Annotated in this window: 15 protein-coding genes; 9 read left to right on the top strand and 6 right to left on the bottom strand. The window is 38.0% G+C overall.

All coding sequences use genetic code 11. The features are described 5' to 3' along the window. The first annotated feature begins 68 nt into the window (after nucleotides 1-68). Nucleotides 69-1,340 carry a mechanosensitive ion channel family protein gene (locus tag E0H89_RS12110; protein WP_131217448.1) on the top strand — a complete coding sequence of 424 codons (1,272 nt, stop codon included), beginning with the start codon at nucleotides 69-71 and terminating at the stop codon, nucleotides 1,338-1,340. Nucleotides 1,341-1,603: 263 nt separating this feature from the next. Here E0H89_RS12110 and E0H89_RS16475 read toward each other — a convergent pair whose 3' ends face one another. The 3 genes from E0H89_RS16475 to E0H89_RS16860 all read right to left on the bottom strand — a co-directional run bounded on the left by E0H89_RS16475 (nucleotide 1,604) and on the right by E0H89_RS16860 (nucleotide 3,338). After that, complete coding sequence (locus E0H89_RS16475) at nucleotides 1,604-1,765, bottom strand: hypothetical protein (RefSeq protein ID WP_165494053.1); 162 nt, start codon at nucleotides 1,763-1,765, stop codon at nucleotides 1,604-1,606. A 524-nt stretch (nucleotides 1,766-2,289) separates the two neighbouring features. Further along, complete coding sequence (locus tag E0H89_RS12115) at nucleotides 2,290-2,781, bottom strand: hypothetical protein (protein ID WP_131217450.1); 492 nt, start codon at nucleotides 2,779-2,781, stop codon at nucleotides 2,290-2,292. A gap of 422 nt (nucleotides 2,782-3,203) precedes the next feature. Then, nucleotides 3,204-3,338 (bottom strand): hypothetical protein, encoded by a 135-nt coding sequence (locus E0H89_RS16860; protein ID WP_284702745.1) that lies wholly within the window; start codon nucleotides 3,336-3,338, stop codon nucleotides 3,204-3,206. An 816-nt stretch (nucleotides 3,339-4,154) separates the two neighbouring features. On the opposite strand from E0H89_RS16860, the gene E0H89_RS12120 reads away from it, so the two are divergent. The 5 genes from E0H89_RS12120 (at nucleotide 4,155) to E0H89_RS12140 (ending at nucleotide 9,539) form a co-directional block, all read left to right on the top strand. Further along, complete coding sequence (locus E0H89_RS12120) at nucleotides 4,155-6,008, top strand: ABC transporter ATP-binding protein (RefSeq protein ID WP_131217451.1); 1,854 nt, start codon at nucleotides 4,155-4,157, stop codon at nucleotides 6,006-6,008. Further along, nucleotides 6,008-6,457: a MaoC family dehydratase gene (locus tag E0H89_RS12125; protein WP_131217453.1), complete on the top strand. Its 450-nt coding sequence runs from the start codon at nucleotides 6,008-6,010 to the stop codon at nucleotides 6,455-6,457. Before E0H89_RS12120 ends, E0H89_RS12125 begins: the two co-directional genes overlap by 1 nt. A gap of 110 nt (nucleotides 6,458-6,567) precedes the next feature. Next, nucleotides 6,568-7,596 (top strand): helix-turn-helix domain-containing protein, encoded by a 1,029-nt coding sequence (locus tag E0H89_RS12130; protein WP_131217455.1) that lies wholly within the window; start codon nucleotides 6,568-6,570, stop codon nucleotides 7,594-7,596. 71 nt (nucleotides 7,597-7,667) lie between these two features. Next, nucleotides 7,668-8,042, top strand: coding sequence for a glycine cleavage system protein GcvH (gene gcvH, locus E0H89_RS12135; RefSeq protein WP_131217457.1), 375 nt, complete (start codon nucleotides 7,668-7,670; stop codon nucleotides 8,040-8,042). A gap of 315 nt (nucleotides 8,043-8,357) precedes the next feature. Then, nucleotides 8,358-9,539 carry an MFS transporter gene (locus E0H89_RS12140; protein WP_131217459.1) on the top strand — a complete coding sequence of 394 codons (1,182 nt, stop codon included), beginning with the start codon at nucleotides 8,358-8,360 and terminating at the stop codon, nucleotides 9,537-9,539. Nucleotides 9,540-9,639: 100 nt separating this feature from the next. On the opposite strand, the gene E0H89_RS12145 is transcribed toward E0H89_RS12140, so the two are convergent. Together E0H89_RS12145 and E0H89_RS12150 are read right to left on the bottom strand one after the other, a co-directional pair. Beyond that, complete coding sequence (locus E0H89_RS12145) at nucleotides 9,640-10,833, bottom strand: PilT/PilU family type 4a pilus ATPase (protein WP_131217462.1); 1,194 nt, start codon at nucleotides 10,831-10,833, stop codon at nucleotides 9,640-9,642. Between the two features lie 289 nt (nucleotides 10,834-11,122). Beyond that, the gene (locus E0H89_RS12150; protein ID WP_131217464.1) at nucleotides 11,123-12,184 is read right to left on the bottom strand and encodes a 3-deoxy-7-phosphoheptulonate synthase; all 1,062 of its coding nucleotides are present in this window, start codon (nucleotides 12,182-12,184) and stop codon (nucleotides 11,123-11,125) included. Nucleotides 12,185-13,373: 1,189 nt separating this feature from the next. Between E0H89_RS12150 and hppD the strand changes: the two genes are divergently transcribed. The 3 genes from hppD (at nucleotide 13,374) to E0H89_RS12165 (ending at nucleotide 17,268) form a co-directional block, all read left to right on the top strand. Then, nucleotides 13,374-14,435, top strand: a complete 1,062-nt coding sequence (hppD, locus tag E0H89_RS12155) for a 4-hydroxyphenylpyruvate dioxygenase (RefSeq protein WP_131217466.1) — start codon at nucleotides 13,374-13,376, stop codon at nucleotides 14,433-14,435. 194 nt (nucleotides 14,436-14,629) lie between these two features. Beyond that, a complete protein-coding gene (locus E0H89_RS12160; protein WP_131217468.1) occupies nucleotides 14,630-16,030 on the top strand; it encodes an amino acid permease in 1,401 nt (466 codons plus the stop codon). Between the two features lie 32 nt (nucleotides 16,031-16,062). Beyond that, entirely contained in the window at nucleotides 16,063-17,268 is a 1,206-nt protein-coding gene (locus tag E0H89_RS12165) for an amino acid aminotransferase (protein WP_131217470.1), read from the top strand. Between the two features lie 67 nt (nucleotides 17,269-17,335). Here E0H89_RS12165 and E0H89_RS12170 read toward each other — a convergent pair whose 3' ends face one another. Continuing rightward, nucleotides 17,336-18,451 (bottom strand): S-(hydroxymethyl)glutathione dehydrogenase/class III alcohol dehydrogenase, encoded by a 1,116-nt coding sequence (locus E0H89_RS12170; protein ID WP_131217472.1) that lies wholly within the window; start codon nucleotides 18,449-18,451, stop codon nucleotides 17,336-17,338. Nucleotides 18,452-18,514: the final 63 nt, after the last annotated feature.

Here is an 18,514-nt window from a genome sequence, read left to right on the forward strand (position 1 = left end):
TACAATGATAAAATCATAACTCTATAAACTATAAAGAATTTTTAAATTTCTATATTGAGGGTGCATTTTTGGAGCATTTTGCTTTTATCCGTAATATTCAAGATTGGTCAGATCAATATCCATGGTTAGAGATGCTAACCTCCCTAAGTATCCTGATTTTACTGGCAGTTCTCGCAAACTTTATTGCCAAACAAGTGGTGGTTCGGGGTATTCGCAAGCTCGTTTCAAAGATGAAATGGGCTAATTCGAGTATTTTTGCTGAACATAGCGTCATCAGCCGTATTTCAAATATTGTGCCTGCGATTGTCATTATGAACGGCATAGTGACGATTCCGCACATTTCAGGAAAAGTGGTTACGTTGGTCCAGATGGGTGCACAAGCCTTTATTTTCCTGACTCTGGCGCTGGCCATCAGTGAATTTTTAAGTATTTTTAACCTGATTTATCAGCGTAATCCAAAATCAAGAAATAAGCCGATTAAAGGCTATTTACAGTTGGTTAAGCTAATTATTTTTATTGTCTGTGGCTTAATGATTTTAGGGACATTTCTGAAAAAAGATGTCTTTACCTTGCTTGCAGGCTTTGGTGCCATGGCTGCCGTTCTGATGTTGGTGTTCCAAAATACCATTCTGTCTTTAGTTGCTTCAGTACAGATTTCATCTTATGACATGGTGCGTATTGGTGACTGGATTGAAATGCCTACCCTGAATGCAGATGGTGATGTCATTGATATGTCATTACATACCATTACCGTGCAAAACTTTGATAAGACTTTTACCACCATTCCGACCAACAAACTGGTGACGGATACCTTTAAAAACTGGCGTGGCATGGCCTCTGCTGGTGTGCGCCGCATCAAACGATCAATTTATATTGATCAGAGTAGCGTACATTTCATGACCGACAAAGAACAGCAGAAACTCAAAGAATTTCTATTGCTCGATCAATACTTAAACACCAAACATAGTGAACTGGAAAGCTTTAATCAGCAACTGTCGAATCAGGCATCCTATAATCAGCGACGTTTAACCAATTTAGGGACATTTCGAGCCTATGTGGAATTTTATTTAAATCAACATCCAGGTATCGCGCAAAATCAGTCTTTAATCATTCGCCAATTACAACCGACCAGTGAAGGTTTGCCACTGGAGATTTATGCTTTTACAAACACTACGGTATGGAAGGACTATGAGGCAATACAATCGGACATTTTTGATCACCTGATTGCAATTATCCCAGAATTTGGTTTGAAAGTTTATCAAGCTCCTTCTGGCGCTGATTTTAAGCAATTCTCAGCTGTTTCAGCGGTGATAGCAGAACCCAATCATCCATTGGTTTAAACTTTAAAATAAAGAGTTGTTGTATGAATTGAAATAACTCTTTATTTAAGAAAATCAATGATAAATTATATTTTTTATAAGTATTAATGAAATGTAATTAATTTAAATGCCAAACTGATTATGACTTTAAAAAACCCTCAAATGAGGGTTTTTTATATTACTTTTATTTTTCTTATTTTCTAATAAAAACAGTTTTAAAGAACTGAATTCAAAATTTTAAATGAGAACCTATATGACCTTTTAATTTAGGAATTTACAAGTTTTTACTGAGGTTGCTTCATTAAATTTGTATGTTGAAGATGTTGGTTGGGTTGATCCAGCTGTGGATTAGGTGGAGTATATCCCTTCTCTTCGTTAGGTCTTTGAGAGAATTCAATATGTAGGTTCGGTTGATCCAGTTGCGGATCTTGTGGTTGGTTATTCATGTTTAATTCCCTGTTCAGATGATGAATCTATATCGCGTGAATTTTACATCGCCTAAATTACGGTACTATCAATTTACTCTTTCTTTTGCTTTATCCTAGTCTAACTCTGTGTCAATTTCCTTCATTGTAAACCGGCATCACTTTATATTATTGATTCCCAACTAGACCTTTAAAATCACGTTCACAATTGTTACCTAAAACCACCGATCTTTAATATTAAAGTCATCCTTAAAAATCTCTTTACTTATATTTATTTCAGCATTATTTAATAGTGAAACTTCAAATTTAATATTGTTTAAGATGAGAACGATTAAATAACTACTGTAAAAAAATTAGGAATCCGGATTTTGAAAAACTTATTGATTAAGATGATCACGTAGAGCTTGAAAAATAGTCATCACTTGAAGCTATAAAAATATGAGAAAAAATATAATTCCGTTTCTTTCATGAAGACTGAATCAAAAAACCAACCCTTTTAAAATTAAAAAGATTGGTTTAAACGTGCTTGAGATTATAGAGTCGCTCTAGGGACGTAAACGATTCCATGCATCACGTGAGGCATGTTTAGCCTCTTCCCAGGACAGGCGGGATTCTGCTTTTGATTGTTCCCATTTAGAACGAAGATCTGGCTCTACATCTTCAAACCTTTTGGATGAATCATATGTAGATAAATCCTCATAACCTACACGATAAGCATGCCGATAATCGCGATCATAGTCCAAATCCGGATAAGTATTTTGCGAGGACTTATAATAGGGTTGATGAGCACTGTTTTCACGCCAATAGGTATCTTCAACAGTGGGATCTATCGCTTCACCTGCCGCACTGCCGGCTACACCACCCACTATCGCACCCACTGCTCCACCGACTATAGCTCCGATTGGGCCACCCGCACTACCGATTGCGGCACCTGCAGCAGCCGCACTTGCAGCACCTACACCTGTTCCTACTGGGTGTGGATCTCGCTCATCATTATTTGGATTGTTTTTAATACGATCTTCATCAGAATTTGCCATCTTTTTTCTCCTTATAACAGTATTGTGTTTAGAAAAATTGGCTGATTCTAGCCAGTTTCACTTATAAAGGTTCATCTTCATAAAAACGTTAAAATATTATTGCTCTAGTCCATCTTTAGCATGCTGGTACGGCTCTATGCGCTTGAGCTTATCTTGTGCATAGGACTAAGCAGTGTATTACTTTGCCCATTCTTTAAATTTCCCATATTTTCATTTTTGTTTCTTTCATATAGGGAATAAAGAATCACCGCAATGATTACAGCGACTATGACAGCGACTATGATTTTTACATCTTTTGAGTTCATATTATTTTTCCCTTTTGATGATGAATAGAAATAATGAAACTATAAATCTGGTAAAACTTTGAACACAGATAAAACCATGAATAAAGAATTAATATTCAGGAGCAAAAAATCAAAGTTTTATTTCTGTTGTTTAGGTGGGTGTTGTTGTTGGTGGTCGTTTTGTTGATTAGGTTGCTTTTGCAGATTTTGTTGTTGCTGCTGTTGATTTGATTGTTTTTTTGGATTTTGTTTAGCTGGTTCTTGAGTAGTCATTTACACTTACCTCCTATAATATTTTGGTCTATAACGCCCTCATTCTGACTTTATTCACTTTACTCTTTATATTTCATTCACCAAGTCTTCATCTGTTTCAATTTCATTCAATGTAAATTTTATAAATCTATATGCTTGATCCATAATTAAAACTTGAAGCATTTATTAACATTTATTACTAAAAGCATCATAAGATTTAAGCAATACACCATAAAATAAATCAATATTACACAATGATTCGCTATACTAATTTCTAGATACATAAAAGATAAGTTAGTGTTTTTATATTATTAATATATTTTTATTAAAATAGATCACTAAAAATATAACGTACCGGTTGTAGTCTTTTAAAGACTAGAATTTCTATCCAGCTTTATTTATGCTCTAAATATCCAGATAAGTAATGTATTTTTGAAAAAAGCGATAGCGCTATGAAGCACTTATTTAATCGTAGCAGATTCAATAACTCCCCCTCTAATTGTTAATTAAATATTTTTTAAAGAGCTCTATGAGCTGATGAATTCCTATAATTTACTTTCATGATAGACTTCTGATAAATAGTAGATTTTTGACTAAATTGAGCAAATTAATTTTGGATTTAGGCTTCCGGCTTTTATTATACCCATGAATCTTTATACCTTAACCGTTTTACCAAGTATGGCGCAATTCGGGCCTCAACCTGATCAGGTTCTAATATCTAGATACTTGTTTGCAGCTATTCAGAAGAGCCTTAAGCGTTAATATAGAATAGTGTTTATACTGTAACAATTGCATAATACTGATATTGAATCGTTTGAATAAATTGGAGCGTAACCCATGTTGCAATGGTTTGAAAAACTGGTCGATCCTTACCCATCCAAAGGTTTAAACGAACCACTTCCAACACGCTTCTTTCCTTTTGTATGGCAAGCTGCAACGGGTGTTCGCCGATATCTGCTGTTACTGGTGTTATGTACTGCGGGAGCGGCAAGTTTTGAAGCGGTACTGTATGCAAAAATTGGCGATTTGGTTAATTGGTTGAGCAAGAGTCAACCCGACACCTTCTTAGCAGAGCATTCGCAAAATTTGACCCTCTTGACAGGTATTTTGTTGGCCAATATTTTATTCGCTAGCATGCAATCCGTGATCAAGCATCAAATTTTATATAGCACCTTTCCCATGCGTCTGCGTTGGCGCTTTCACAACCTACTTTTATTGCAAAGTCTGGATTTTTTCCACAATGATTTTGCCGGCCGTTTATCGGCCAAAGTGATGCAAACTTCGCTTGCAATACGTGAGTTCTGGGTAATTTTGGGTGATATGCTGGCCTATGTGCTGATTTATTTTGTCACCATCAGTTTTGTTCTGGGCGCTATTTCTCCTCTGCTGATTTTGCCACTCATGCTGTGGTTAGTACTATTCATTACGGCTGCCTGCTATTTTATTCCACGTCTAAGCCAAATTTCCAATAAACAGGCCGATGCGCGTGCCGTAATGACCGGTCGCGTGACGGATGCCTATACCAATATTCAAACTGTGAAACTGTTTGCCCATGCGGGGCGTGAAAGTCAGTATGCCAAAGAATCCATGCAAGGCTTCATGATCACGGTGTATAAGCAAATGCGCTTAGGGGTGCAGTATGAAATCAGCATTAATTTACTCAGTGTGGTTTTATATGTAGGCGTGTTAGGGACAGCGATTTGGCTCTGGATCAATGGACAAGCTGAACTGGGTATTATTGCTGCAACGACTGCCATGATATTAAAGCTCAACAGCATTGCTGAATTTATGATGTGGCAATCTTCTGCTTTATTTGAAAATGTCGGCACCATTCAAGACGGCATGAAAACTATGGGCCGCCCGATTAGCATTCAAGACAAGAAAGATGCCAAGCCTTTACTGGTACAACATGGTGAAATCAAATTTGAAGATGTCAGCTTTGCCTATAACAATAAAAATGTGATAGATCATTTAGATTTAACCATCAAACCCGGTGAAAAAATCGGCATCGTGGGCCGTTCAGGTGCAGGTAAATCTACCCTGATTCAATTGTTATTGCATTTTTATCATCTTAACCAAGGTCGCATTTCGATTGACGGTCAAAACATTGAAGATGTAACCCAGGATAGTCTGCGTAAAAGCATTGCTTTGGTGACTCAAGATACTTCCTTATTGCACCGCACTGTGGCCGAAAATATTAAATATGGTCGCCCCCATGCAAGCGATGAAGAAATGTTTGAAGCCGTCCGTAAAGCTAAGGCAGAAGATTTTATTCCGCAACTGACCGACTTGCGTGGCAAAGCTGGCTATGAAGCCTATGTCGGTGAACGGGGTGTCAAACTCTCGGGTGGACAACGTCAACGTGTTGCGATTGCACGGGTATTTTTAAAAGATGCACCAATCTTGATTTTAGACGAAGCGACCAGTGCTTTAGACTCTGAAGTTGAAGCCGCAATCCAATCCAGTCTGGATGATTTAATGGAGGGTAAAACCGTTATCGCCATTGCACATCGCCTATCGACCATTGCCCAAATGGATCGTTTAGTTGTACTGGATGAAGGAAAAGTTGTGGAACAAGGTACGCATGATGAACTGGTCGCGCTGAATGGTATATATGCGCATTTGTGGCAAAGACAAACTGGCAGTTTTTTGATAGAACAACAGGCATTGAAGAAAAAGGAAGCGCATTGATGCTGTATTTAGAAGATATAAAAATCGGGGATCATTTCATTAGTCGTGAATATGAAATGACCTTGGATGAAATTAAACAGTTTGCGCATGCGTATGATCCGCAAACTTTCCATACTGATGAAGATCAAGCTAACGAGCATCCTATTTTTCAAGGTATTGCAGCCAGTGGTTGGCATACCTGTGCCGTGACGATGCGTTTATGGACAGAATGTTTTCCGATTGCTTATGGCCTGATTGGTTCAGAATCTAACCTGCGCTGGCCACGACCAACCCGTCCTGGCGATAAAGTTCATGTTGAGGTTGAAATTGTTGCGATTACGCCATCAAAAACCAAAACTGACCGCGCTATAGTGAGCTATGTAACTCAGGCATTGAATCAGAATCATGATGTGCTGCTTATCTCTACAACGAAAATTGTGGTCTTTAAAAAGGAATTCAAACCTGTCTAATTTACAGGCTTTGATAAATTGTCGAACAATTTTAATAGGATACTGTTTCTTTTCATGCCAATATGAAAAATCAACAAATATAAAAATGACTTAAGTGCAATGGATAGCGCATGAAAACGATTTCTCCAAGACAGGATCAGGGAATACCAGGGGTTTACGGTCTATTGCTCCTCGATGTAGTGTCACGCTGGGGCTATAATGCAGAAGCCTTGTTTACTCCTTTCCATTTAAGCAGTGAACAGCTGGCAGAGCCAAATTTTCGCATTCCAACCCCTGTTGCAAATGAACTGGTTAAACATGCATTACGTTTAACCGGCGAGTCGACGTTGGGTTTTCATTTGGGTACCCAAATGCGAATTTCCATTCATGGTTTTATTGGTTATGCCATTATGACGGCACATGATATTACCGATGCCCTGGTCTTGGCTAATCGCTTTATTCAGCTCCGTTTACCATTTTTACAGCTTTACTTCTCAACCTTTGGCGAGAAGGCAACACTGCAATTGCAATGTGATTTTGATATTGAGCCTTTAAGAACTGAAATTACGATAGCATTGACCTTTGGTATTGTCACCATGGCAAAAGCCTTAACGGGCTGTGAGGATTTATCTGGTGAAATTGATTTTGATTTCCCGAAACCAGCCGGTTTTGAGCGTTATATGGCAAAATTTCCATCGCATCATTTTCGTTTTGAACACCCCCATTTACTCTCAAGTTTTGATAAGAAATACCTGAGTTTAAAAATGGTCAATGCTGACCCCCTTGCCAGCCAGATTGCGATTAACCAATGTGAAGCTGAACTCTCGGCATTAGGTGAACGCCGTCGTTTGGCCATGCGGGTGCGGGATATTTTGACCAATTCAGAGCAGCATTATTTAAGTATCGAAAATGTCGCAGATCGACTGCATATGTCCGATCGGACTTTAAAACGCCAATTAGCTGCCGAAGGTACGTCATTTTCAACTATCGTAGATGAAGTACGTTATCGTCACGCAACATCGCTGCTTTCCCGAACAGACTACACCCTAGAGCTGATTGCAGATGAACTTGGCTATAGTGACGTGGCCAATTTTAGCCGGGCATTTAAACGCTGGAGTGGCCGTAGTCCAAGCAATTGGCGTAAAGATCCTTACTTATAAACTTTTTTTTTTAGCAAAAAACATGTATAAAACATGGCAAAAATGATTTGAATATTTTAAAGGAGTCATCAATGAATCACCCTTCAGAATTAAAGTATGCCAGTACTCACGAATGGGTCAAAATTGAAGGTGATCTGGTTGTTACCGGTATTTCCGATCATGCACAGGATGCTTTAGGGGATTTAGTCTACGTAGAAGCACCAGAAGTAGGCCAGCAAATTACTGCCGGCGAACAAGCAGGTGTGGTGGAGTCGGTTAAAACAGCTTCTGATATTCATGCTCCTGTTTCGGGTGAAGTAATTGAAGTCAATCCTGATCTTGAAGATGATCCGGACTTTGTGAATGATGATCCATATGGCAAGGGCTGGATTTATAAAATCAAGCCAAACAATATGGCAGATGTCGAAAAGTTACTTTCAAACAGTGAATATGAAGCAGGTTTATAATCCTGGTTATATCTATAAAAAATCAGTCTTTATGACTGATTTTTTTTATTTCAAGCGAACCCTAGTTAAATATATAAATACTGGATCTAAAATCACAATATGAGATTAATAATTAAAAAAATTAAAAATTAAACAAATTAATATATTTTATTATTGCTTCAGCTATACTTTTTAATAGTAATCATCTAAAATCTATACAATCTAACGATGATCTGACTTATCTTTATTTATTATAAAAACATTTTTCTAGCCTACAAAAATAATTGCCTCGATAAGCCTGATAAATCGTCTACTTCTTACGAATCTAGGTAAATTATGTCTCCTGCAAATACACAACAGTTATGGAATAAATCCTTTATTCTATGTCTGGCCAATAATCTATTCTTGTTTGTGTTTTATTTTGCCCAAACGACTATTTTACCTATTTATATTTTAAATGAGCTACATGGAACTTTAGCGCAAGCGGGTTTAGCCATGACACTATTTATGGCATCATCAATTGCGGTTCGTCCCTTTAGTGGTTTAATTATTGAAAAATTTGGACGTAAAAAAACCTTATACGTTTCCGAAGCCTTATTTTGTCTGTTTTCTTTTGCTTATTTATTTGCTGACAATTTAAGCTTTCTTTTAGTTATTCGATTCTTGCATGGAATTTGGTTCAGCATTTTAACTACGGTGACGGTACCGATTGCCAATGATTTCATTCCTGCACAGCGTAAAGGCGAAGGTATGGGATATTTTGTCATGTCTATTAATTTGGGTATTGTACTTGGCCCTTTGCTCGGCTTGACCTTAATCCAGCCCCTGTCTTATACCATGGTCGCAGCAATTCTAGCTGCTATTATCTGTATAGGCTTTATTTTTTGTTTTATGATTCCCATTCAGACAGAAGCCAAACCAGTGCTAACGAAAGGCAAACAGCGTTTATCTATGCAAGATTTTGTAGAGAAGAAGGCTTTGCCCGTGTCAATTATGGCCATGATCATTTCTTTTTCTTATGCCAGTATCATGTCGTTCATTTCAACATTTGCCGAATCAAAAAATCTGCTTCCCTATGCCAGCTTATTCTTTGTGGTCTTTGCAATTTCAATGATGAGCTTGCGACCAATCACTGGGAAAATTTATGATCGTAAAGGCCCCAACTATGTGGTTTATCCTGCTATTGCCTTATTTTCCATTGGGCTGATTGTTTTAAGCCAAATCAATACAGTGACTGGATTGATGCTTGCTGCAGTATTTGTGGGTATGGGCTTTGGTTCGGCTCAACCCTGCTTGCAGACCATTTCCATTCAGCGCTCACCCAAAGATCGAATTGGGCATGCAACCTCAACCTTCTTTACCTGTTATGACATCGGAATTGCGATTGGTTCGATCTTGCTCGGTGCGGTGATTGCTCACCAAGGCTACAGTTTTGCCTATCTCCTCTGTGCATTGATCACGGCATCAAGCTTAATTTTTTATAAGTTATTTGTAGATCGTAAACATACTGTAGCCTAAAAAGGCTATCTAGATGGGTACAAAACAAATAAGCATCCTCCCAAAATGGAATAATGCTTATTTTTATCATATCGTTGGACATTACTTGCCCATGACTCCACTAGGTTAGGTTCTCTTGCTTGCTTTCACTTTCTTCTGGATTACGTTCTTGCACCATGCTAAATGATGTTGCTGTACCAGCTACAGATTGATCATCTCTCGGACTTTTTAATTTGATTTGTAAGCGTAATTCATTCATGGAATCGGCATTACGTAAGGATTCCTCATAACTAATTGCACCCTGATTATACAAATCAAATAAGGCCTGATCGAAAGTTTGCATGCCGAGTTCACGGGATTTCTTCATGATTTCTTTGAGTTCATGCAATTGACCTTTAAGAATATTATCGGCAATTAAAGGAGTATTCAGTAAAATTTCAATCGCCGCACGACGTCCACGTCCATCTTGAGTACGGACTAAACGCTGTGAAATAATGGCTTTCATATTGGAAGACAAATCCATCAGTAATTGATTTTTTCGTTCTTCAGGGAAAAAGTTAATAATCCGATCAAGGGCCTGATTGGCATTATTCGCGTGTAGCGTTCCTAGACATAAGTGCCCGGTTTCCGCAAAAGCAATTGCGTGTTCCATTGTTTCAGTATCACGGATTTCACCAATTAAAATAACGTCTGGTGCCTGACGTAAAGTATTTTTCAAAGCATTGTGCCATGAGTGACTATCCACCCCAACTTCACGGTGAGTAATCATGGATTTTTTATGTTTATGTACAAATTCTACCGGGTCTTCAACCGTAATAATATGCCCTGCTGAATTTTCATTGCGATGATCAATCATGGCTGCTAAAGAGGTTGACTTGCCCGAACCGGTCGCGCCCACCACTAAAATCAAGCCACGTTTTGCCATCATCACATCTTTAAGCGATTCAGGTAATTTTAACTGGGCAAAATTTGGAATTTCAGCAGTAATGGTACGAATCACCATACCCACTTGTAACTGTTGTTGAAATACATTAATACGAAAACGCGAAACATCGGGAACGCTAATGGCAAAGTTACATTCGAGTTCATTTTCAAATTCCTGTCGCTGCTTTTCATTCATTAAACTATAGGCAAACAGTTTGGTTTTATCCGCTGTTAGCGCTTGTTGTCCAATCGGTTTCATCATCCCTTGATGTTTAATACTCGGCGGAAAATCTGCTGAAATAAACAAGTCTGAGCCACCATATTCCACGACCTTGGTGAGCATATGAAATATTATTTTACGCGCTTCTTCCAATAATTCCGCACTATACATATTTGTTCCCATTTAAAATTATTTCAAGTACCAAGCAACACATAGAGTGAATTGTATTTATTAACCAATCAGTTATTACTTAGTCTCAATTTTTATTATTCTGCCTAAAGAAATCATACCACTCAAATCTGTTAATTCTAATCAGTTAAAGAAATTGACAAAAAATGTATAGAGCATCAACAAAGTATTGTTCTAAATTTAAACAGATAATACAAAGGTGCTTATGAGCAACAATGCAGCCGCGATTAACGGGGCTGCATCATAAAATAAGCATGTTGGTTCAGAAATATTAAGCACTGCGCTTTAATTGAGAAATACGAAGTGAATCTACAACTTCTAATAAAAGTTGCTGTGTTTTATCCCACCCTAAACAACCATCAGTAACAGATTGACCATAAGTCATATTACATGAAATCTTTTGCTGACCGTCCGCCAAATGACTTTCTAACATCACGCCACGAACATGGGTATGAACGCGTTCATCTATAATGGTACGTAAAACTTCAGATTGTAATAAAGGGTTTTTGTGGCTGTTACCATGACTGCAATCAATCACTAAAGCAGGTAATTCCCCTTTGGTTTTTTCTTTAATTTTTTCAATTTCAGCCAATGCGTAGTTAGGCCCTGAATTTGCACCGCGTAAAATCAGATGGGCTTTCGGATTGCCTTTAGACTCTAAAATACACGGTAGGCCAGATTGACTCATGCCTAAAAATTGATGTGGATGTGCAGCCGATTGAATGGCATCAAGTGCAATTTGAATAGAGCCATCTGTACCATTTTTGAAACCAATGCTGTACGGCATGTGACTTGAAATTTCACGGTGAATTTGTGATTCGCTGGTACGTGCACCAATTGCACCCCAAGCCAGTAAATCATCGAAATATGCAGTCGCCATCGGGCTTAAAATTTCAGAAGCAAGGGGTAAACCCATTTCTATAATTTGTAAGTATAACTGACGTGATTTCTCTAAGCCCAATTGCATATTCGATGAACCATCTAGATTTGGGTCATACAGGAAACCTTTCCAGCCAATAGTGGTACGTGGTTTTTCAATATATGCACGCATAACCAGAAAAATTTGATCAGCGATTTGGCTTTGTAATTGTTGTAGTTTTTCAGCATATTCGAGTGCAGAAATGGGGTCATGAATTGAACATGGGCCTGTTACCACCATTAAACGATGATCTTTGCCATCTAAAATGTTTTGAATAGTTTGACGCTGCTCGGCAATTTGCTGAGCCAATTTTCCAGATAAAGGCAATTGTGCCTTCAATTGATGAGGCAAACTTAAAATAGTTTCTTTTTCAGGAGTTTGCGTTTGTTGTAAAGCAGTATTTAAAGCATTCATTGGTCTTTCCTGGGGACTTTTTCCAGTCCAATCTTTTATTTGAGCGTTATGGGTCTAACGGATTGCGAGGCAAGGGTCATTACTTGACTAAAATAAAACCAATAGAAGTTACTAAAATATGAGTAGTTTAATGTTTTCATGAAGTAACTCCAAAAGTATATAAAAAATAAAGCATAAAAAAACCTGATCAGGGTTGCCGATCAGGTTATAAAACTTGGTGGGCAACCATTTATTGCCCGAACGCATTCAGGCAACTATCTAAATTGCCAAAAATAATAACGTGCGTTTGAGGTGACTGGTTGCTTTAACATCTTTATTTCTTCAAAAAAGTATGTGTATTAAAATTAAAATACGCTGTATTCATACATTTGACAAGGGTTTTATACAAAATAAAAATACATAAATTGGTCAACTTTTACTTATCTATGGTTTAAAAAAACACCAAAACAATAAGCTTTGCTTTTTTTTCAAATTTTATAAACATGCCCCCCTCACTTTCTACTCAAACTTTTATGGCCCATTTTCCTTGATTCCGAAAATTCACAATGCGCCATTGAGCAATCTACTCATAGATTGATCTATTACGATAAGTTGAGAAAAAAATTTAATTATTAAATTTATGGACTGATGAGTAAGAGCTCTTTTCGAATTTATATGTAGACGAGATCGCCTTATGCAAAATTACTGCCTTGATCATTTAGCTTTGATTATGCAGCAGGGTTAATTTTTATTTTATAATTTCTCTCTTTTTTGTATAAATTAATAATTTAAGACATTAATAAGTAAAACAAAATTAGTTTTTTATGTTTACGGCTTGATATTTTGAACAGTTTTTTCAGTTACAAAAAAACACAATTACAGATTTAGGAAGTGATGTCAAAAATACAAAACATTATTTTATAAATATCATTACTTTATATTATAAGAAAACTTATCAATCTAAATTATTACGCAATACGTAATTAAATTATGTATTGAATAATAAAAAAGCCGCCGTATGATGAGAAAATAAATTAATTTTATCGTATAAGGTTTTGTTTTCGAGCAAAAACTCGAACGATAAAAGAGTATCAGGCAAACGGATTTGTCATAAAAATTGAACTGATTAATATGATTTTTCTTGTTTGTTTAAAAGTGAATAGGTTAAAAACAGGCAATAGGATTGCTTTTAATAAAATGAGGATGTTGTATGAATAAGCTAGCCAACCCTTTAGAACTTTGTGGATTTGAATTTATTGAATTCGTGTCTAAAGATGGAGATCTAGATGAAATTTTTCAAACCATCGGCTTTAGCAAAGTTGCCAAACATAAATCGAAAAATGTGTATTTATGGCGTCAAGGCAACATTAATATCATTCTCAATTATCAGCCTGAATCTTATGCAGCGTTCTTCTTTAAAGAACATGGTCCCTCTGCATGCGCAATGGGTTTTAGGACCAAAGATGCCGCGAAAGCATTTAACAAAGCTGTTGAATTGGGCGCAGAACCGATTTATTCAAAAATCGGCCCAATGGAACTAAATATTCCGGCGATTAAAGGCATTGGTGGCTCGCCTATTTTCTTGGTCGATCGTGATATTTATCAAAGTGATTTTATTTTCTTTGATGATATGAATTCGCATCCAGTTGGAACAGGCTTAAAAGAAATCGATCATTTAACCCATAACGTCTACAAAGGTCGTATGCAGTATTGGTCAGATTTTTATGGGAAAATTTTTAATTTTCAGGAAATTCGCTATTTTGATATTAAAGGTGAATATACCGGTTTGACTTCTAAAGCGCTCACTGCACCTGATGGGAAAATCCGTATTCCCCTGAATGAAGATTCTGACAAAGGTAATGGTCAAATTGCTGAATTCTTAAACGAGTTCAATGGTGAAGGCATTCAACATATCGCTTTTATTACCGATGACCTGATTGCGACTTGGGATAAGTTAAAAGCCTTGGGTGCCAAATTTATGACGCCCCCTCCAGCCACTTATTATGACATGCTTCCTGATCGTTTACCGAACCACGGCGAACCGACTGATGAACTTCAAAAACGCGGTATTTTATTAGACGGCAATACTGAAGGCGAAGACAAACGTCTGTTATTGCAAATTTTCTCGGAAAATATGTTGGGTCCCGTATTCTTTGAGTTTATTCAACGTAAAGATGATGACGGTTTTGGAGAAGGCAACTTTAAAGCATTGTTTGAATCAATTGAACGCGATCAAATCAAACGTGGTGTACTGGATATTTCAAAAGCCTAATCGCAGTGTGAACATTTAAGTTGTCCTTTATTTTCATGCGCATACATTGAGTATGTGCATGGAAAATATACATCTTATTTAAATATTTTAATAAAATTTCTGATACTGCTCTGATGATTGCATAAAATAAGAATTAGAAATGATCACAATCATCCCGATATAGAGCACTATCTCAGCACGGATGAAGATAGAAAATGCAGCAAATTGAACAAGGAAACCTGAAAAAAGGTTTAAGTAATCGTCATATCCAGCTGATCGCATTGGGTGGTTCGATCGGTACAGGGCTATTTCTCGGTATTGCACAAACCATTAAGCTTGCTGGTCCATCGGTTATTTTAGGTTATGCCATAGCCGGACTGATTGCTTTTTTAATGATGCGCCAATTGGGTGAAATGATTGTAGAAGAACCCGTCAGTGGCTCGTTTAGTCATTTTGCTTATAAGTACTGGGGCAAATTTGCCGGCTTTATGTCTGGATGGAATTACTGGGTTTTGAATATTCTGGTCTGTATGGCAGAACTCAGCGCGATTGGTCTTTATATTCATTACTGGTGGCCGGAAATTCCGACCTGGGTTTCAGCACTGGGATTCTTTATTTTCATCAATGTAATTAACCTTTTACACGTCAAATTGTTTGGTGAAATGGAATTCTGGTTAGCCATTATTAAAGTTCTGGCCATTATTGCAATGATTGCTTTTGGTAGCTATTTACTGGCAAGTGGCAGTGGTGGCACCCAATCCAGTCTGCAAAATTTATGGGAATTAGGCGGCTTCTTCCCGAATGGTGTCATGGGATTGGTCATGGCAATGGCGATGATTATGTTTGCTTTTGGTGGCATTGAATTGGTGGGGATTGCGGCTGCAGAAACGGATAATCCGCAAAAAACCTTACCTAAAGCGATTAACCAAATCGTTTACCGGGTCCTGTTATTTTATATCTTAAGTCTAGTGATTATTTTATCGCTTTATCCATGGAATCAAATGGCACAAGGTGGCAGTCCTTTTGTTCTTATTTTTGATTCTCTGGGCAGTCAAACCGTCGCAACGATTTTAAATTTTGTAGTGCTGACTGCGGCTGTTTCTGTATATAACAGTACCAATTATTGTACCAGCCGTATGTTGTTAGGCTTGGCTCAACAAGGAAATGCACCTAAAATTTTAAGTAAAATTAACACGCGTGGTATTCCAGTGAATGCGGTTATGATCTCTGCATTTTTTACATTAATGTGTGTGTTGGTCAATTACTTATTTCCTGAAAAAGCGTTTAGCCTGCTGATGATGCTGGTGGTTGCAGCGATTGTGATTAACTGGGTGGTCATTTCATATACACATTTGAAATTTAAGAAACATAGAATTGCGATGAATGCACCAACGCAATTTCCAAGCATTGCATACCCTTTTACAAATTATGTCTGCATTATCTTTATGTGCGGCATTTTGCTGATTATGAGCCAAACCCCTGATATGCGCATTGCGGTACTGATGATTCCCGTCTGGATTGCAGTTTTGTCGATTGCCTATTATTTTAAAAATAAGAAAATAACCGATCCTCAATTGGCAATAAAAGATAAAATGCGCTCTGTTCCGAAGGCTTGATTTGTTTACTACATATAACGAAGGATGTATTCATGTTCCACCATGTTGATACTTATGCAGGTGATCCGATTCTTTCTCTAATGGAAGAATTTGGAAAAGACCAACGCTCTCATAAAGTTAATCTAAGTATTGGCTTGTACTACAATGAAGACAATATTGTTCCTCAACTCAATGCCGTTAAAGCGGCTTATAAAAATATTGAAGCGAGCAATGATCAGGTCAAGCTCTATTTACCTATGGATGGCTTGAAATCTTATAATCAAGCTACTCAAGCGCTCGTTTTGGGACAAGAAAGCCAAGCACGTCGTGATGGTCGTGCTGTGACCATTCAAACTTTGGGCGGTTCTGGCGCACTCAAAGTCGGTGCAGATTTTCTTAAAAAATATTTTCCTGAATCTGATGTTTGGGTCAGTCAACCGACTTGGGAAAATCATATTGCCATCTTTAATGGTGCTGGTCTGCATACGCATTTCTATCCATATTTTGATGCAGCAACCAATGGTGTCAATGTGCCAGCGATGCTGGAAAAATTAAAACAGCTTCCTACTAAAAGTATTGTGCTGTTACATCCTTGTTGTCACAACCCGACAGGTGCAGATTTAACGCCTGCTGAATGGGATCAAGTGATTGAAGTATTACAGAAACGGGATCTGATTCCATTTTTGGACATTGCTTATCAAGGTTTTGGCCAGGGTCTGGAACAAGACGCTTATGCCATTCGCGCTTTAGATCAAACCGGGATGAATTTTATTGTCAGCAATTCATTCTCTAAAATTTTCTCTCTTTATGGCGAACGTATCGGCGGTTTAACATTTGTCTGTGATGATCAAGCTACTGCACAAAAAGTGTTAGGACAATTAAAGGCAACAGTACGCCGTATTTACTCAAGCCCTCCAACCACAGGCGCTTTGTTGGTTGATAATGTTTTGAATAATGCCGATCTGACTGCTCAATGGGAAGCTGAACTGAAAGAAATGCGCGAACGTATTATTAAAATGCGTCAAATTTTAAATGAAAAACTAAGCCAAGCCTTGCCTGAGCGTGACTTTAGTTATCTGGTCAAACAGCAAGGCATGTTTAGCTATACCGGTTTAACGGCTGAACAGGTTGATATCTTGAAAGATCAATACGGTATTTATTTGGTACGTAGTGGCCGTATGTGCGCAGCCGGTCTAAATTTAAATAATATTGATTATGTCGCAGATTCAATTACAGAAGTGATTAAGGCAACTGCTTAAACCAGCTAATATAAAAAACGGGCAATATGCCCGTTTTTTTATATTGCAGAAGATTAGTCTTTGAAGATTAGTCTTTAAAATTTACTACGGTACGAATTGATTTACCTTGGTGCATCAAGTCAAAAGCTTCATTAATTTTGTCTAACCCCATGGTATGCGTGACAAAAGGTTCAAGTTGAATCTCGCCTTTCATTGCATCTTCAACCATACCCGGAAGTTGTGAACGACCTTTCACACCACCAAATGCTGTACCCATCCATTTACGACCGGTTACCAATTGGAATGGACGAGTCGAGATTTCCTGACCTGCACCCGCTACTCCAATAATTACGGATTGTCCCCAACCTCGGTGTGCACATTCAAGCGCAGAACGCATGACATTGACGTTACCAATACATTCAAACGAATGGTCTACGCCCCAACCGGTCATTTCAACAATCACTTCTTGAATCGGTTTGTCATAATCTTTAGGATTTAAGAAGTCTGTCGCCCCAAATTCTTTCGCGAGCTCGAACTTTTCCGGATTGGTATCAATCACCATAATCCGACCGGCTTTGGCTTGACGGGCGCCTTGTACAACTGCAAGACCAATACCGCCCAAACCAAATACGGCAACCGAGTCACCGGCTTGAACTTTTGCAGTATTATGTACTGCACCAATTCCTGTGGTTACGCCGCAACCCAATAAACAAACCTGTTCTGGATTTGCTTCCGGGTTGATTTTCGCTAACGACACTTCTGCAACAACGGTATATTCACTAAAGGTTGAACAGCCCATGTAATGATAAATCGGCTGACCGTTATAAGAAAAACGTGTTGTTCCATCCGGCATTACACCTTTACCTTGGGTTGCACGAACAGCGACACACAGGTTGGTTTTTCCAGATTTACAGAACAAGCATTCACCACATTCCGCAGTATAAAGTGGAATCACGTGATCGCCAGGTTTAACACTGGTCACGCCTTCTCCCACCTCCACCACAATACCCGCACCTTCATGTCCCAATACCGCAGGGAAAACACCTTCAGGATCATCGCCAGATAAAGTGAATGCATCGGTATGACATACGCCGGTATGAGTGATTTTCACCAGAACTTCACCTGCTTTGGGTGGAGCTACATCAATCTCAACAATTTCGAGGGGTTGACCCGGACCAAATGCAACAGCAGCACGTGATTTCATGAATTAATCATCCTTTATAGGGTTCTTTAACAGATGAGCTACAGTAACCGCTTTTTATTGTCC

The organism is Acinetobacter sp. ANC 3781 (assembly GCF_004331285.1).
Taxonomy (GTDB): domain Bacteria; phylum Pseudomonadota; class Gammaproteobacteria; order Pseudomonadales; family Moraxellaceae; genus Acinetobacter.

Excerpts from the sequence above, each read along its gene's own strand:
- E0H89_RS16475 (WP_165494053.1), bottom strand. The coding sequence starts at position 1,765 with ATGAATAACCAACCACAAGATCCGCAACTGGATCAACCGAACCTACAT.
- E0H89_RS12115 (WP_131217450.1), bottom strand. The coding sequence starts at position 2,781 with ATGGCAAATTCTGATGAAGATCGTATTAAAAACAATCCAAATAATGAT.
- E0H89_RS16860 (WP_284702745.1), bottom strand. The coding sequence starts at position 3,338 with ATGACTACTCAAGAACCAGCTAAACAAAATCCAAAAAAACAATCAAAT.
- E0H89_RS12120 (WP_131217451.1), top strand. The coding sequence starts at position 4,155 with ATGTTGCAATGGTTTGAAAAACTGGTCGATCCTTACCCATCCAAAGGT.
- E0H89_RS12125 (WP_131217453.1), top strand. The coding sequence starts at position 6,008 with ATGCTGTATTTAGAAGATATAAAAATCGGGGATCATTTCATTAGTCGT.
- E0H89_RS12130 (WP_131217455.1), top strand. The coding sequence starts at position 6,568 with ATGAAAACGATTTCTCCAAGACAGGATCAGGGAATACCAGGGGTTTAC.
- gcvH (WP_131217457.1), top strand. The coding sequence starts at position 7,668 with ATGAATCACCCTTCAGAATTAAAGTATGCCAGTACTCACGAATGGGTC.
- E0H89_RS12140 (WP_131217459.1), top strand. The coding sequence starts at position 8,358 with ATGTCTCCTGCAAATACACAACAGTTATGGAATAAATCCTTTATTCTA.
- E0H89_RS12145 (WP_131217462.1), bottom strand. The coding sequence starts at position 10,833 with ATGTATAGTGCGGAATTATTGGAAGAAGCGCGTAAAATAATATTTCAT.
- E0H89_RS12150 (WP_131217464.1), bottom strand. The coding sequence starts at position 12,184 with ATGAATGCTTTAAATACTGCTTTACAACAAACGCAAACTCCTGAAAAA.
- hppD (WP_131217466.1), top strand. The coding sequence starts at position 13,374 with ATGAATAAGCTAGCCAACCCTTTAGAACTTTGTGGATTTGAATTTATT.
- E0H89_RS12160 (WP_131217468.1), top strand. The coding sequence starts at position 14,630 with ATGCAGCAAATTGAACAAGGAAACCTGAAAAAAGGTTTAAGTAATCGT.
- E0H89_RS12165 (WP_131217470.1), top strand. The coding sequence starts at position 16,063 with ATGTTCCACCATGTTGATACTTATGCAGGTGATCCGATTCTTTCTCTA.
- E0H89_RS12170 (WP_131217472.1), bottom strand. The coding sequence starts at position 18,451 with ATGAAATCACGTGCTGCTGTTGCATTTGGTCCGGGTCAACCCCTCGAA.